General features: G+C 65.4%; 16 protein-coding genes. 8 read left to right on the top strand and 8 right to left on the bottom strand.

The window, feature by feature from the left end:
* The first annotated feature begins 146 nt into the window (after nucleotides 1-146).
* From C3Y15_RS25600 to C3Y15_RS25585, 4 genes are all read left to right on the top strand, one after another.
* The gene (locus tag C3Y15_RS25600; RefSeq protein WP_124260261.1) at nucleotides 147-1178 is read left to right on the top strand and encodes a LysR family transcriptional regulator; all 1032 of its coding nucleotides are present in this window, start codon (nucleotides 147-149) and stop codon (nucleotides 1176-1178) included.
* 157 nt (nucleotides 1179-1335) lie between these two features.
* Entirely contained in the window at nucleotides 1336-1716 is a 381-nt protein-coding gene (locus C3Y15_RS25595; protein WP_011881294.1) for a response regulator, read from the top strand.
* A gap of 31 nt (nucleotides 1717-1747) precedes the next feature.
* The gene (locus C3Y15_RS25590) at nucleotides 1748-3646 is read left to right on the top strand and encodes an ATP-binding protein (RefSeq protein ID WP_069239900.1); all 1899 of its coding nucleotides are present in this window, start codon (nucleotides 1748-1750) and stop codon (nucleotides 3644-3646) included.
* On the top strand, nucleotides 3643-4287 hold the full coding sequence (locus tag C3Y15_RS25585; protein WP_011881296.1) for a response regulator: 645 nt from the start codon (nucleotides 3643-3645) through the stop codon (nucleotides 4285-4287). Before C3Y15_RS25590 ends, C3Y15_RS25585 begins: the two co-directional genes overlap by 4 nt.
* Before the next feature lie 54 nt (nucleotides 4288-4341).
* On the opposite strand, the gene C3Y15_RS25580 is transcribed toward C3Y15_RS25585, so the two are convergent.
* Entirely contained in the window at nucleotides 4342-5670 is a 1329-nt protein-coding gene (locus C3Y15_RS25580; RefSeq protein ID WP_034194849.1) for an MFS transporter, read from the bottom strand.
* Nucleotides 5671-5682: 12 nt separating this feature from the next.
* On the opposite strand from C3Y15_RS25580, the gene C3Y15_RS25575 reads away from it, so the two are divergent.
* Nucleotides 5683-6168 carry a hypothetical protein gene (locus C3Y15_RS25575; RefSeq protein WP_124260260.1) on the top strand — a complete coding sequence of 162 codons (486 nt, stop codon included), beginning with the start codon at nucleotides 5683-5685 and terminating at the stop codon, nucleotides 6166-6168.
* Here C3Y15_RS25575 and C3Y15_RS25570 read toward each other — a convergent pair.
* Genes C3Y15_RS25570 through C3Y15_RS25560 form a run of 3 tightly spaced genes read right to left on the bottom strand, consistent with a single transcriptional unit; the run spans nucleotide 6161 to nucleotide 9188 of the window.
* The gene (locus tag C3Y15_RS25570) at nucleotides 6161-7525 is read right to left on the bottom strand and encodes an FAD-dependent oxidoreductase (protein ID WP_060090746.1); all 1365 of its coding nucleotides are present in this window, start codon (nucleotides 7523-7525) and stop codon (nucleotides 6161-6163) included. The genes C3Y15_RS25575 and C3Y15_RS25570 overlap by 8 nt on opposite strands.
* A 44-nt stretch (nucleotides 7526-7569) precedes the next feature.
* A complete protein-coding gene (locus tag C3Y15_RS25565) occupies nucleotides 7570-8331 on the bottom strand; it encodes an SDR family NAD(P)-dependent oxidoreductase (protein WP_011881299.1) in 762 nt (253 codons plus the stop codon).
* A 56-nt stretch (nucleotides 8332-8387) separates the two neighbouring features.
* Nucleotides 8388-9188, bottom strand: coding sequence for an SDR family oxidoreductase (locus C3Y15_RS25560; protein WP_124260259.1), 801 nt, complete (start codon nucleotides 9186-9188; stop codon nucleotides 8388-8390).
* 483 nt (nucleotides 9189-9671) lie between these two features.
* On the opposite strand from C3Y15_RS25560, the gene C3Y15_RS25555 reads away from it, so the two are divergent.
* From C3Y15_RS25555 to C3Y15_RS25545, 3 genes are all read left to right on the top strand, one after another.
* Nucleotides 9672-10040 (top strand): BON domain-containing protein, encoded by a 369-nt coding sequence (locus C3Y15_RS25555; protein WP_014724390.1) that lies wholly within the window; start codon nucleotides 9672-9674, stop codon nucleotides 10038-10040.
* Between the two features lie 272 nt (nucleotides 10041-10312).
* Complete coding sequence (locus tag C3Y15_RS25550; protein WP_011881303.1) at nucleotides 10313-10849, top strand: carboxymuconolactone decarboxylase family protein; 537 nt, start codon at nucleotides 10313-10315, stop codon at nucleotides 10847-10849.
* A gap of 175 nt (nucleotides 10850-11024) precedes the next feature.
* Nucleotides 11025-11312, top strand: a complete 288-nt coding sequence (locus C3Y15_RS25545; protein WP_014724392.1) for a putative quinol monooxygenase — start codon at nucleotides 11025-11027, stop codon at nucleotides 11310-11312.
* A gap of 185 nt (nucleotides 11313-11497) precedes the next feature.
* Here the strand turns inward: C3Y15_RS25545 and C3Y15_RS32010 are convergent, their stop codons facing one another.
* The 4 genes from C3Y15_RS32010 to C3Y15_RS25530 form a co-directional block, all read right to left on the bottom strand.
* Nucleotides 11498-11950, bottom strand: a complete 453-nt coding sequence (locus C3Y15_RS32010; protein WP_174479781.1) for a hypothetical protein — start codon at nucleotides 11948-11950, stop codon at nucleotides 11498-11500.
* Nucleotides 11951-12001: 51 nt separating this feature from the next.
* Complete coding sequence (locus C3Y15_RS25535) at nucleotides 12002-13213, bottom strand: MFS transporter (RefSeq protein ID WP_011881306.1); 1212 nt, start codon at nucleotides 13211-13213, stop codon at nucleotides 12002-12004.
* Nucleotides 13214-13288: 75 nt separating this feature from the next.
* Nucleotides 13289-13414 (bottom strand): hypothetical protein, encoded by a 126-nt coding sequence (locus C3Y15_RS32570; RefSeq protein ID WP_257785827.1) that lies wholly within the window; start codon nucleotides 13412-13414, stop codon nucleotides 13289-13291.
* Nucleotides 13415-13552: 138 nt separating this feature from the next.
* A complete protein-coding gene (locus tag C3Y15_RS25530) occupies nucleotides 13553-14068 on the bottom strand; it encodes a TetR/AcrR family transcriptional regulator (RefSeq protein ID WP_224056470.1) in 516 nt (171 codons plus the stop codon).
* Nucleotides 14069-14535: the final 467 nt, after the last annotated feature.

Here is a 14535-nt window from a genome sequence, read left to right as displayed (position 1 = left end):
CCCGAACCCCCGCCGCACGCCATCCGCGGTGCGCGCCCTAACACCATCGTATAAGGCGCGAACTCCCATCTGGTGATATTGCGCGGCCCGACTGTTCTCTAGACTTCACATCAATCCTTCTACCGCAACGAATTCCGGAGAACAGCATGGACCGTACCCTGCATGCGATGTCAGTGTTCAGCCAGGTCGCGCGCCTGGGCAGCTTCACCGCGGCGGCCGAGATGCTCGGCATCAGCGCGGCATCGGCCAGCACGCTGGTGCGCCGGCTCGAGGAGCATCTCGGCGCAACGCTGCTGCAGCGCTCCACGCGTTGTGTCCGGCTCACCACGGAGGGCGAGCAGTATCAGGAGCACTGCCAGCGCATTCTCGGCGAGATCGAGCTGATGCAGCAGCAACTGAGCGGCGCCGGGAAGATCGCGCGCGGCCGGCTGGCGGTGGATCTCGATCAGGAAGTCGCGCATTCGGTGTTGCCGTTCCTGCCGGTGTTCCGCGCGAACCATCCGGAAGTGGGCTTGCGGGTCGACGTCGGCGGCGACGCGGACGGCCTGATCGCGAACGGCGTCGACTGCGCGGTCGTGGTCGGCCAGCTGGCCGACTCGTCGCTGCGCAGCCGGCGCGTCGGGCACTTCCATGCGGTGACGGTGGCGAGCCCCGACTATCTGAAGGCGCGCGGCACGCCCGTCGACCCCGACAGCCTACATTGCCACGACGTGATCCATTACACGCCGCGGCGCTTCGGTCCGGTCCGCGAGTTCCGTTACACGGTGGACGGCGCCGAGACGCGGCTCAAGCTGGCGGAGCGCATTTCCGTCAATGACGTGCGTTCGGCCGTTCGATACGCGGTCGAAGGCGTCGGCATCGCGCAGGTGAGCGAACGGATGGTCGCGGAGGAGTTGGCGAGGGGCACGCTCGTCAGCATTCTCGGCGAGTACGGCCCGGCGCCGCTGCCGATTTCGGTGCTGTATCCGGATCGACGCCAGGTGCCGATGTCGATCCGCGCGTTCATCGACTGGATGCAGACGCAGCTTCGCGATCTGGAAATCGCCAGCTTCGACCACACGTCGGCGCCGAACGGCGGGCGCGACGCGGCGCCGTACTGGACGCCGAACAGCGAGCGCAACAGCAGCGAGCGGCCGTTCATTACAGCGGGCTTCCAGCCGCTGTCGGCCACGGCGTGAGCCGCGCTGACGAGGCGACGGCATGCAGTTCGGGCGCGGCGTTATACCGAAGTATAGTTTTCGGGCCGATGCCGGCGGCATAGGATGCGGTCGAGCCCGCGGACCTCGAATGCGCGATCTCGCCATTTTTCTGAATTGAAGGTCAAGGACCGCTGGTATGCCGAACCGAGGTATTGTTTCCATCGTCGATGATGACCGGTCCATCCGTCGGGCGACGCGCAGTCTCGTCCGCTCGCTGGGCTGGGACGTGCGCGTCTACGAGTCCGCCGAGGCGTTCCTCGACGCCGATCCGATCGGCGACGTCGCGTGTATCATCTCCGACGTGCATATGAAGGGCATCACCGGCTTGGAGATGTATGCGGCCCTTCTCGAGCGCGGACCGGCGCCTCCCGTGATCTTCATCACGGCTTTCCCATCCGACGCAACGCGCGAGCAGGCGATGAAGCTCGGCGCGATCTGCGTGTTCAGCAAACCGGTCGACCCGGCGCAGATCCAGGAGCGCCTCGAGGACGTCGGCGCGAACAGCGGCCCCCAGTAATCCGAAATCCGTTTTTACCGAGTCACGAGATATGGATAGCAATCGCCAGATGAGCGAGGGTCGCGGCGTACGTGTGGACCACATCATTGCGCCGCCCGAGCTTGCGGCGGTGCCTGCGTCCGCGCTCGGCCCCAATGTCGACGCGCAGCTGCGCACCAGCCCGCGCGCGGTGTACGCGGTCGCGATCGCGCTGGGTCTCGCGGTGTTCCTCGTCGACGCGTTCGCGCCGGTCGACGTCGCGGTCGCCGTGCTGTACGTCGTGGTGGTGCTGCTGGTTGCGTCGGTGGCGTCCACGACGGTCACCGTCGGCACGGCGTGGGCCTGCGTGTCGCTGACCGTGCTCGGCTTCCTGCTCGCGCAAAGCGATCAGATCGCGGTCAGTTCGCTCGCGCGCTGCATCGTCAGCGTCATAGCGATCGTGACGGTGTCGGCGCTCGCGTTGCGCAATCAGAGCAGCCGAGCCATGCTGCAGAACCAGGTCGATCTGCTCAACCTCACGCACGACGCGATCGTCGTGTACGGCCTCGACGGGCGCGTCCGCTTCTGGAGCAAGGGCGCGGAGCGTCTGTACGGATGGCGCGCGCCGGAAGCGTTCGGCGCGGCGTTCTACGAGCTGACGCAGACGGCCGCCGCCGCGCCGATCGCCGAGCTGATCGACACGACGATCCGCGAAGGTTGCTGGCAAGGGGAGCTGACGCGCACGCGCAAGAACGGCGAGACGGTGCTGATCTCCAGCCGCTGGATCGTGTCGCGCGACAAGTCGGGCCAGCCGGTCGCGATTCTGTCGACCGACAGCGACATCACGCAGGCGAAGTCGCTGGAAGCCGAGCTGCGCCGCCAGAAGGAAGAGCTGGTGGCCACGATCGATGCGATCCCTGCGATGGTGTGGAGCACGGCGGAAGACGGCCGCCTGCTGTACCTCAATCGCCGCTGGACCGATTACGACGTCAGAACCCGCGACGGCGCGGACGTGTGGCGCGACATCGTCCATCCCGACGACATCGCGACGCTCGAGGCGGCCTGGCACGATGCGATTTCGTCCGGCAGCCCGTTCGAGGTGACGGCGCGCGTCCAGCTCGGCAGCGGCGAGTATCGCTGCATGATCATCGGCGCGGCGCCGTTGCGCGACGCGGACGGCCGGATTCGCCGCTGGTACGGCGTCAACACCGACATCGAGGCGCGCCGGCAGGCCGAGCAGGCGCTCGAGCGCTCGCGCGCGGAACTGGCGCATGTCACGCGCGTCACGATGCTCGGCGAACTCGCGGCGTCGATCGCGCACGAGGTCACGCAGCCGTTGGCCGCGATCGTGACGTCGGGCGAGGCCGGGCTTCGCTGGCTGAATCACGACGTGCCGGATCTCGAAGAAGTGCGCGACTCGCTCGAACAAATGACCGACGACGCGCGGCGCGCTACCGATATCATTCGTCAGATCCGCGCGATGGCGAAGCGCAACGACCGCGACGATACGCTCGTCGACGTCACGTCGCTCGTCGAGCAATCGATGGATCTGATGCGCCGCGAGCTGCAGAGCCACGGCGTCGAAGTCGCGCAGAGCTGCCAGCCGTCGCTGTGGGTGCGGGGCGACCGCGTGCAGTTGCAGCAGGTGATCATCAATCTGCTGATGAACGCCGTGCAGGCGATGAGCGGCGTCGCCGGCCGCAGGCGCACGCTGGCCGTGTCGACGCGGCTCGTCGACGGCGCGAACGCGCAGATCACGGTGCAAGACTCCGGCCACGGGATCAAGACGCAGGACGCCGATTCGCTGTTTACGCCGTTCTTCACGACCAAGAAGGAAGGCATGGGAATGGGCCTGTCGATCTGCCGTTCGATCGTCGAAGGGCATGGTGGCCGCATCTGGGCCGAATCACAAGAAAACGAGGGGACATCGATGCAGTTCGTTCTACCAGTCGAAGGAATCACGCAGCCATGAGCAACGGTCCCGATCTCATCGCAACGAACTCCGTCGTGTATGTCGTCGACGACGACGACTCGATGCGCAACGCGCTTGGCCGGCTGTTTCGCTCCGTCGGCCTCGGCGTGGAGCTGTTCGGGTCGGCCCAGGAGTTTCTCGATTTCGACAAGCGCGATGTGCCGAGCTGCCTGATTCTCGACGTCCGGCTCAAAGGCCAAAGCGGCCTCGCGTTGCAGGAGCAGATCGTCGCCGGCGATCTTCAGTTGCCGATCATCTTCATCACGGCGCACGGCGACGTCGCCATGTCGGTGAAGGCGATGAAGAACGGCGCATTGGACTTCATGTCGAAGCCGTTCCGCGATCAGGACATGCTGGACGTCGTCCAGAATGCGTTGCTGAAGGACGAGAAGCGCCGCAAGTCGGACGGTCGCCTCGCCGACGTTCGCCGCCGCTACGGCACGTTGACGCCGCGCGAGCGCGAGGTGATGAAGTACGTGGTGAGCGGCCTGCTCAACAAGCAGATCGCCGCGGAGATGGGGCTCAGCGAAATCACCGTGAAGATCCATCGCGGCCACGCGATGCGCAAGATGGGCGCGCGAACGCTGCCCGAATTCGTGCTCGGCGCGCAAGCGCTGGGGCTCGATCCCGCGGCGGAGTAACGCTGCCGGCCGCCGCGCCTGCACGAGGCGCTGCGGCGGCGTGAGCGCTGCGGCTTATCGGTTCACGATATGTTTGGGCAGCACCAGCGTGAGACCCAGGCCGGCCAGCAGGCACACGATCATGCACGATACGGGCAGCGCGAAGCTGCCCGACGACTGCTTCAGCACGCCGACCACGTACGGACCGAAAAAGCCGCCGATGTTGCCGATCGCGCTGATCCACGCGATGCCGCTGGCCGCATTGCTGGGGCCGAGCACCGCCGTCGGCATTCCCCAGAACACCGGCGGCACGGACAGCAACCCGGCGTTGGCGATGCACAGCGCGAGCACGGTCAGCCACAGGTTGCCATGCCAGACCAGCGCGAGCATGAGCCCCGCCGCGGCGAGCAGGAACAGCGCGGCCGTATGCAGGCGCCGTTCGCGGTGACGATCCGCGCTTTGTCCGACCGTGATCATCACGATCATCGCGACCGCATTCGGTAGCGCTGCGATCAGCCCGATGACGAAATCCCTTCCGACGCCGAGCGACTTGATCATCGTCGGCGCCCATAGCGTGTAGCCGTAAATGCCGAACACGTCGAGGAAGTAGATCACGCCGAAGGTCCAGAAAATCCAGCTGCCGAACATCTGGTCGTTGGACGCCGATGCGGCCAGCGCCCGATCCTGGGCGAGCGTGCGGCTGAGGTACGCGCGGTCGGCCTCGCTCTCGTGGCGGCTCTGGGTGACGTCGTCCTCGAGATACTTCCAGCAGAGCAGCGCCGCGACGAACGCCGGCAACGCCTCGACGACCAGCATCCATTTCCATCCGGACAGCCCGGCGATGCCGTCGAAGTATTCCATGATGAAGCCGCTCAACGGCGAGCCGATCAGCCCGGACAGCGGAAGCGCCGCGTAGAAGGTCGACAGCACCCGCGCACGGTGGTATCGCGGGAACGACTGCGAGATGTAGTAGACGATGCCCGGTACGAGCCCGGCTTCCGCGACGCCGAGCAGATAGCGCATCACGTAGAACTGCTTGGGCGTCGCGATGAACGTGGTCAACGCCGAAACGATCGCCCACGACAGGATGATGCGCGTGAGCCAGCGCTTCGCGCCGACCCGCTGCAGGATCATGTTGCTCGGCACCTCGAACACGACGTAGCCCAGCGCGAACGTACCGGCGCCGAAGCCGAACACCGCGTCGCTGAAACCCAGATCGACCACCATCTGCAGTTTCGCGAAGCTGACGTTGATGCGGTCGACGTAGGCGGCCACGTACGCGAACATGAAGATCGGCAGGATGCGCAGCGCAAGATGCCGCGAAATGCGCGTTTCCCGCGCCGCGTCGTTCGAGTCGCCGCCGTCGACCGGATGATCGGACGAGCGCGTCGCGTTCAGATCCAAGAGGTTCCCCCGTTGCTCGGCGAGAACGGCTGCGTCAATCTGTCCATGGCAATGCCTCCGGTCGTCGATGTCGAATGCCAACAGCAATTCAGGTGTCCGCGCCACGACGCACAGCCGCGCGTGCGCGTCGTTCGCGTGGGCAACGAAGCACAGCCGGGTACTGGATGCGAGTGGAAGAACGGCGACCTCGCCCGCGATCCGGCAACGCGCCCGCAGCGGAGCGTCGGTGTCGGCGAAGGCATGTTTTTCTCGGAGTTCGAAATGGCGCACGCGCCGACGTCCCAATCGATGGGAACGCCGGCGCGCCATTCGAACTCGCCCGCGGATTCTACCGGATCGTATCGGCGCGAGCGCGCTAAGTGCAGTTGCTTCGATCCGGGACGTGGAAGGCGCGCGGACGCGCCGATGCCGTCGCGACGCAGGACGCGTCGCGACGGCATCGGCGGCCGGCGTGGCCGGCACGATCAGCCGGGAAAACCCGGCCGTCGGCTTACTTGATCGTCGCGAACAGCAGGTTCAGCCCTTCGGCGAGAAGCGGGTGAGCGAGGATCGCGTCGCGCACGGACGTATAAGGCAGCTTGCCGATCATCGCCATCTGCACGGCCGACATCACTTCGCCCGCGCCCGAGCCGACCATCGTGAAGCCGAGGATCTGGCCGCTGTCGGGTGCGACGAGCGCCTTCATGAAGCCGCGCGTGGTGCCATTGGTGCGCGCGCGCGGCACGGCTGCCATCGGCAGTTTCGCGACGATGACCGGCGTGTTGCGCGCTTTGGCGTCCGTTTCGTTCAGACCGATGCGCGCCAGCTCCGGATCGGTGAACAACGCGTACGGAATCACCCGCGACGCCGTGCTGCCGCCGCGTCCGTCGATGCCGGCTTTCAGCACGCGATAGTCGTCGAACGACGCATGCGTGAACATCGGCGTGCCGGCCACTTCGCCGATCGCCCAGGTGCGTTGCGCGGTGGTCGCCAGCGTGTCGTCGACCTCGATGAAGCCGCGCGCGTCGCGCTCGACGCCGGCCAGATCGAGGCCGAGGTCGTCGGTGACCGGGCGCCGGCCCGTCGCCACCAGCAGATGGCTGCCTTCGACGGTCGTGCCGTCGGCGAGCACGACCGTGACGCCGGTGCCCGATAGGCCCTCCACGCTGGCAATGCGTGCAGACAGCCGCAACGCGATCCCGTCGGCTTCGAACGCGTTCTGGATCTCGATGCTGACGTCCTCGTCCTCGCGAACCGCGACGCGCGGCGCGTCGTGAATCACTACGACTTCGCTGCCGAGACGCCGGAACGCCTGCGCCATCTCGAGGCCGATGTAGCCGCCGCCGATGACGATCAGCCGTGCCGGCAGCACGTCGAGGCCGAGCGCCTCGACGTGGGTCAGCGGAGCGGCGTCGCGCAGCCCCGGCACGTCGGGGATCGTCGCCACGGTGCCGGTGTTGATGTAGACGTTCTCGCCTTCGAACAGCTGCTCGCTGCCGTCGGCGGCGCGCACGGCGATGCGCCGCGGCGCGACGAAGCGGCCGGAGCCGATCACCAGATCGAGGCCGGACTGCTCGAACGCGCGGCGGTTGACGTCGACCATCCCGTCGACCACGGCGCGGACGTTCGCGTGGACCCGCGCCATGTCGGCCACCGGATGCGCCGTCGCGTCGGCCGAGCGCCACGCATGCATGTTGCGGGCATTCTGGATCAGCGTCTTGCTCGGAATGCAGGCGACGTTGATGCACGAACCGCCGATCATCCCGCGCTCGATGATGGCCACGCGCTTGCCGCTACGCGCGAGATCCATCGCCAGCGACTTGCCGCCCTTGCCGCCGCCGAGGAACAGATACTCGTATTGTTTGGGGCTTTCCATGACGCGACTCCTCAGGTTGTCCAAAAGATCGAATCCGCGAGGACTCACGCGACCGGAATGGGGTTTTCCGCGAGCGCCTGATTGAACTGCTCGACGAATGCATGCTCGTTCGGGCCGACGTTGTTGCGCAGCGGCTGTGCGATCTCGACCACGACTTCGGTCGTCGCGGTTTCGAGACGCTGGATCGTCTCCGCGATGAACGCGTCGAGCGGCATCGCGCGCGGATCGCCGCTCTTGTGGACGAGGTCCGTATCGACCCACGGCGGCGCGATTTCGAGCACCCGCACGCTCGTGTCGCGCAATGCGAAGCGCTGCGACAGCGTGTACGAGTGAATCGCCGCCTTGGTGGCCGAGTAGAGCGCGGTGGACGCAAGCGGCACGTAGGCGAGAACGGAGCTGTTGTTGATGATGTACGACTCCGGTTGCGCCTTCAGATGCTCGACGAGCGCGGCGCTCAGGCGCACCGGGCCGAGCAGGTTGGTGTTCACGAGCCGCACGGCCTGGGCATCGTCGAGCGCACCGGCGGCATCGTCGAACGGCATGATGCCCGCGTTGTTGACGAGGACGTTCAAGGTCGGATAGTCGGCGATCAGCTGGCGTGCGACGCGCTCGATCTGCTGCGCGTCGCCGACGTCCAGCTCCACCGTGTCGATGCCCGGATTCGCGGCGGCGATCTCGTCGAGCAGGGCGCGGCGACGCCCGGCGACGATCACCTTGTTGCCGCGCCGATGAAGGTTTTCAGCGAGTGCGCGGCCGATGCCCGAGGTACCGCCGGTGATGAAGATGGTGTTACCGGTGAGTTTCATGATCGTGGTTCCTTTGAATGATTGACTTGAGCGGTTGCGAAGTTGGATGACCGAGGTCAGTGCGTGACGGCGTAACGTGCGGCGACGGTGCTGTTCGACAGATGGGGCGTCATGACGCGACGGGCGGCGTCGTAGGCATCCCATTCTTCCGCTGCGTGCAGCGACGGAATCGTGACCAGCTCGTGACGGTCGAAGCCGGTCAGCGCGGCGTCGACGAGGTCGGACGCCGACATCACGATCTCCTTCGGCAGGTTGTCGAGCGGCAGGCTGCCGTTGTCCCAGAACTCGGTGGCCGTCGCGCCGGGCAGAACGGCCTGCACCTGCACGCCTTTGTCGGCGAGCTCGTGATGCAGCGACTGCGTGAAGGCGAGCGTGAACGCCTTGCTGCCGCCGTACACGCCGTTCAGCAGCTCGGGGCCGATCGCGACGATCGACGAGATGTTGATGATCGCGCCGTGACCGCGCGCGACGAAGCCCGGTGCGGCGGCATAGGTCAGACGCGTCAGCGCGGTGACGTTGAGGTCGATCATGCGCGTCATGGCGTCGACGTCGCTTTCGAGCAGCGGCTTGTGCGTGCCGACACCGGCGTTGTTCACCAGCATCGTGATGCTCGCGTCGGTGCGCAGCTTCGCTTCGATCTCGGCGAGCGCGCGAGGATCGCCGAGGTCGGCGGCGATCACTTCGACGTTGCGGTGCGTGTCGTCGGTGATGCGCTTGGCGAAGTCGTTGAGCCGGTCGCGATTGCGGGCGACGAGGACGAGATCGAAGCCGCGGCGTGCGAGCCGTTGCGCATAGATCGCGCCGATGCCCGACGATGCGCCGGTGATGAGTGCGGTGCCTTGATGTGCTTGCGTCATGCTGTTGCTCCGGTGAGGGTGTCGAAGTGCTCGACACGGGCCGGGGAAGCGCATGAGCCGCTTGCGTGATGCCGGTGGCTCGGTGCTGCATGCGCTTCCTCGTTCGTGTCGAGGTAGTGCGATGCAGTGTATGAGTCGTATGGCGGGTCGATCAACGCGCCCCGCCCATAAACTCAATTCATCCAGCATGAATACTGAATCGGCGCACGCAGTTCGGCCAGCGCGGCGGGCGCAATCGCGTGCAGCGACGCCTTTCCGATGAGCCGCGTGGCGTCGTCATGGTGTATTCGCACCGGCTCCAACCATTCAACGCACCTATACGCAGGTATAGAGCGGCCGTTTGGGCGGGCGCGGCAGACCATCATCGATGCGTGAATGCTGTTTTCGGAAATACGCCATTGAGCGCGGGTAGGCGCTTGTCTACCATTCGTTCGGGTTTCAGCCCTTGTCGAATTTCCACCAACGTCTTTTGAGGAGCCTGTGATGAAGAAGATTGTCGCGTCGGTACTGTACGTAACGTATTTGGCTTTCGGCGTGTCCGCCCATGCAGCGGAACAGGATGCCGCTCCGTCTTCTGATGCGGTCGTCAGTCAGAAAGAAGTGAAGAAGGCCGAACGAAAGACCGAACGCGCTGCCGATCGGGCGCTGTCGCGGAAAATCGTTTGGGCGTTGTCGAAAACGAAAGGGCTGAACGCGGTGAATGCGCGGGTGCTGGTCCGCCATGGCGTCGTGACGCTGACCGGATACGTGCCCGACAGCGAACAGGTGCAGCTCGCCGGCGACAGTGCGGCGCGCGTCGCGGGCGTGACGTCCGTGGTCAACAACCTGGTGCCGGGCGAACCGGGCCGGTGATTTCGCTCGCACACGTCGGTGTCGATTCACATGTTGGTGCGCGAGATCGATTCAAAGCGATGTCTGCCATGCGCACGTGACGACGAAGTCGATATCAGCTTCGACGACAAGAGTGCAAGGAAAAATCGGTATTGCGCGATGGCGCGTATTCGATCCTTGTCACGTTTGATCCGCAGTAAAGGCTCGGAATGCGGGCATTGGCCCGCGCTCCGCGCTATTGCGCCGACCTTCATCGGGCGGCTCCCGATTATCCAGCCTAGTGAGATATATATATGACCCGCTTGACCACCTTGAAGCCGTCGGAAGCAACCGGCGAAACCGCAGTCGTGTTCAACCAGATCAAGGCCGCGATCGGCAAGGTCCCGAACGCCTACGCGACCATCGGCACGCACAGTCCGGCCGGTCTCGCGGCGATGCTGAACGTCGACGCCGCGATCGCCGCAAGTTCGCTGGAGCAGGCCGATGTCGAGGCGGTGCGCCTCGCAGTCAGCGCGCTGTCCGGCTGCGATTACTGCCTGGCCGCCCATACGATGATCGGCAAGATGGCCGGCCTCGCGCCGGACGCGATGAAGCAGATCCGCGCCGGCCACGCAACCGGCGATGCGCGCCGCGATGCGTTGCTCGCGTTCGTGCGCTCGATCGTGACGAGCCGCGATACGGTGCCCGCTGCCGTGCTCGACGCAGTGCTGGAAGCAGGGTTCACGGAGCGCCAGGTGATCGAGACGATCCTGGTCGTCACATCGATCACGTTCACGAATCTGGTAAACCGTGTGAACGACACGACGCTGGATTTTCCGGCGGTCGATTGAGCGCGTGCGTATCCGGCTCGATTTGCACGGCATGACGCCGTGCTCGCGAGCTGGTGCGCTCCGATATCGCGACGCAGCTGCGTGTCGTGCGGAATGCTCGCCGTCGCTGCGTTCTGAAGCGATGCAACGCGCGCGCTCGCGCACGAAACGATCCAGTGGCGAATGGAGGCCATCGATGTCGAAGCAGTATGTGGTTGCCACGATTACCGCAGATCCGCGACACGTCGCGGCGGTGGAAGATGCGCTGTTGGCGGCAGTACCGGCCGTTCGAAACGAAGACGGGTGCGAGCAGTACGAGCTGCATCGACACCGCGACGCGTTTCATCGCTTCACGATGATCGAGCGTTGGCGGGATGAGCATGCGCTGCACGTGCATGGCGAAGCGCCGGCATTCCAGACGCTGGCGCGTGCGCTCGACGGTAAGGCGACGCTCCAAGTCGTGTTGCTCGAGAAGCTGATTTGAGCTCGTCGAGATCGGTTCTGAAACGGACGGCGGCCGGATTTCCGGCCGCCGTTATTCATTGTGGCGATGGAAGCGGGACCGCGGCGCGCGCCTGATTCACGGACAGCCTGAGCAGATATGCGATCAATGTCGCGAGCAGCCCCTAGAGAGGTTGCTGCTGCAACACCGCCTATGCGGGCGCGAGGTCAGAGGTCATGTCTGGATTCCGTTTTGTCGCGAGCGTTGCTGAGCCGCTGCATGAGCCAGTCGGTCGCCAACTGATCGAAAGCCGTCATCGCCCGGTAGCCGCGGGCACGAACAACATGGCGAGCCACGACAGCAGGCTTTTGCTCGAATCCTTCGAACTCCGGCGATGGTCCGCCTTTCCAGATCAGGAGGCCCGGCAGGAGCAGCTCGCCGACGAGAAGGGTCGACAACGCATTCAACATGATCGCCATGCCTCGAGAGGAAGAAGCGAACGCGCTTACGCGGTCGCAACGGTCATCCGGATTGTCGTCGGTCGCCCGGCGGTCGAGTAGCCGCAGATGGCGAGTAAGAGTTTCTGCAATGGAAGGAAAAAGCAGTTGCCGACCGCTGCGAAACGCTGGCCCGGCTGTGCGATGAACCGGGCCAGCGACGGCCGCGATGCCTGCACGCATCGTCGCGGCGCGCCGCGCGACGCGGAGGTCTGCGTGGCTTCGACGGCTTCTTCATGATTGAAGCGATGGGGGCGCGGGCGACACGTCGGCGCTGCGCTTCGCATTGACCGACGCGCGCGACACGAGCAGGCTGCCGGTCGCCAGCGCGAGGAACGCGAGCGAACTGCCGATCGAGCCTGTCAGGCCGAACGCGGGATAGACCCAGCCCGCAACGGCGGAGCCGACGCCGATTCCGCAAAACACGAAGGATGCCGTCAAGGCCAGTGCGATGCCGCGCCATTGCGGCACGAGTTCGACGATGCGGCGCTGCTGCGACGGCCACAGCAGGTCGGTTGCGAACGCCCACACGACCAGCGCGACGAACAGCAGGCGCAGGCTCGGCGGCGTGAAGCGGAGAAACACGAGGTCGAGCGCGAGCAATGCGAGGCCGGCGAACAGCATCGCTTCGGCGCTATAGCGACGCGCGGCGCGCGTCACGAACAGGTTGCCGGCGATGCCCGCGGCGCCCAATACGACGAGCGCGGTCGATACCGTATTGGCGCCTGCATGGAACGCGTCGCGAATGATGGGCGCGATGAAGGCGTAGGTCGAGTAGACGCCGGCCGCGATGAAGAAGACGACGAGGAACGCGCTGAGCGTATCGGTGCGCGTCAGGAGCGCCGAAACCGTCGCGAAATCGATGTTCTCGCCCTGGCTCGTGTCCGGGATCAGGCGGAGGATCAGCGCGGCGGTTACTGCGCCGGCGAGCCCGATGACGAGAAAGAGCACGCGAGCGCCCCATGCGTGCGCGATCCATGCGGACAGCGGCATGCCCACCAGGCCGGCGACGCTCAGGCCGAGCAGCACGACGGCGATCGCGCTGCCCTGTTGCTCGCGTTCGACGAGGCTCGAGCCCAATGCGCCGAGCACGGGGCCGATGAAGCCTGCACCGAGGCCCATCAGCACGCGCGACAGCAGCAGCACCGGGTAATTCGGCGCGGCCGCGAGCAGCAGCGCCGCCGCACTGAACAGTGTCAGGCCGAGCAGCACCTGGCGACGACGCGGCAGATGGCCGAAGCCGACCTGCAGCAGCGGCGCGGCGAACGCGAAGGTGACGCCGAACACGGTGACGAGGTAGACGCTTTGCGAATCCGCGAGCCCCCACTGACGCGAGATCGAATCGAGGCTGCCGACGACGGAGAGCGCACCGGTCGCCTGGACGAAGTATGCGAGGCTGAGGATGCGAAGCGCGCGTGCCGTGCGCGCGGGGAGGGGCGTAGTCATGTGTGGGTCCTTTTCAAGGCCGGTGGCCTGGGAGCATGCGGGCCGGGAAACTGGATGGATGCGCGGGGCAGCCGGTCAACGGTGCGTGCGACCGTGGGTCAGAAGCACGGGCACACGGCGCGTGGCCGGTGAACCGGAGTCCCGGAACGACACGCCGCCGGACATGTTGCCGAAATTGATGGGGCGGATCTTCAGGGCCATGGCTGCTCTCCGCTTGGATCGATGCTTATTGAACTGACCGGTTCAGTATGGGTGAGTGGCGGGCGGCGGACAAATTAAAAAAACCAATCGGTTCAGAAAGGGTGGGCTATCGGTCCGTGCTGCGCGCGGCGTGGCGCTTCAGAGGAGGCGCAGCGCCTGCATGAACGCGCCGACGGCGTCGCTTTCCGCCAGCTCGGGCAGATTGCGTTCGATGCAATAGCCGGCGAAGAACACCGAGACGATCGTGGCGATGGTTGCGGCGGGGAGTGTGTGAGGCTCGGCGTCGATGTTTTCGATGATCTGCGGCATCAGCCGGTGGTGGTACGCGGCGAGCACGTCGCGCACGCGCTCGGACAGCGACGGGAATTCGCGGATCGAATTGACCGAGAAACAGCCGACGCAGCCGTTGTCTTGCGGGTCGCCGAGGCGCAGAAAGCGCTCGATGTTGGCGTAGCCCTTCGGTTCCGCGGTGAGGATCCGCAGCGCGCCACGATGCTCGTAGTAATAGAGCAGGCTGTGCAGAAACAGGTCTTCCTTGTCCTCGAACTCGGAATAGAGCCCGGACTTGTTGACGCCGGTCGCCTGTTCCAGCTGCTGAAGCGATGTGCCGGCGGAGCCGTATTTCCAGAAGACCGGGAGCGCCTTTTCCAACACGCCTTCGCGGCTGAATTTTTTCGGTCTGCCCATGGGGGGTCATCTCTCTCGAGGTGGGATATGCGGGGATTTTAAACCGAACGGTTTTAAATGGGGGTAAGGGGGGCGTGGGACCGGCCCGTTTGCGGGAGGAGATGGGTTGTGGCTGGCCAGGCTGGGAGGCTTGGAAGCTCGCGTGAGATTCCTGCACACGGCGAATGCGTTGTCCTTTCGTCAGCGCCCCTGGTCTTGCACCAGCTTTCGAAAGTTCGACGCGAGTGACGCGAACGCAATGTGCTTGCAGCACTGAACGCAGGGTTGGTGTCCTGGCGCTCCATTTCGTCCGTGATTTCCAGCCGCGACGTTGGTTTTCACTTCCGGCGTCGGGTAACGAAGCAACGTGCGGTGCAACCGTGCACGCGCGATCTCACGATTTCGTGCCAAGCGATCGCGCAGAAGTAAAACCATCGCGCCCGCTGTCGTGCACG

Origin of the sequence: Burkholderia sp. B10, assembly GCF_004368385.1 — a bacterium.
Classification (GTDB): Bacteria; Pseudomonadota; Gammaproteobacteria; order Burkholderiales; family Burkholderiaceae; genus Burkholderia; species Burkholderia vietnamiensis.
The sequence above is the reverse complement of the archived record's forward strand: the minus strand, read 5'-3'. Positions and strand labels throughout refer to the sequence as shown.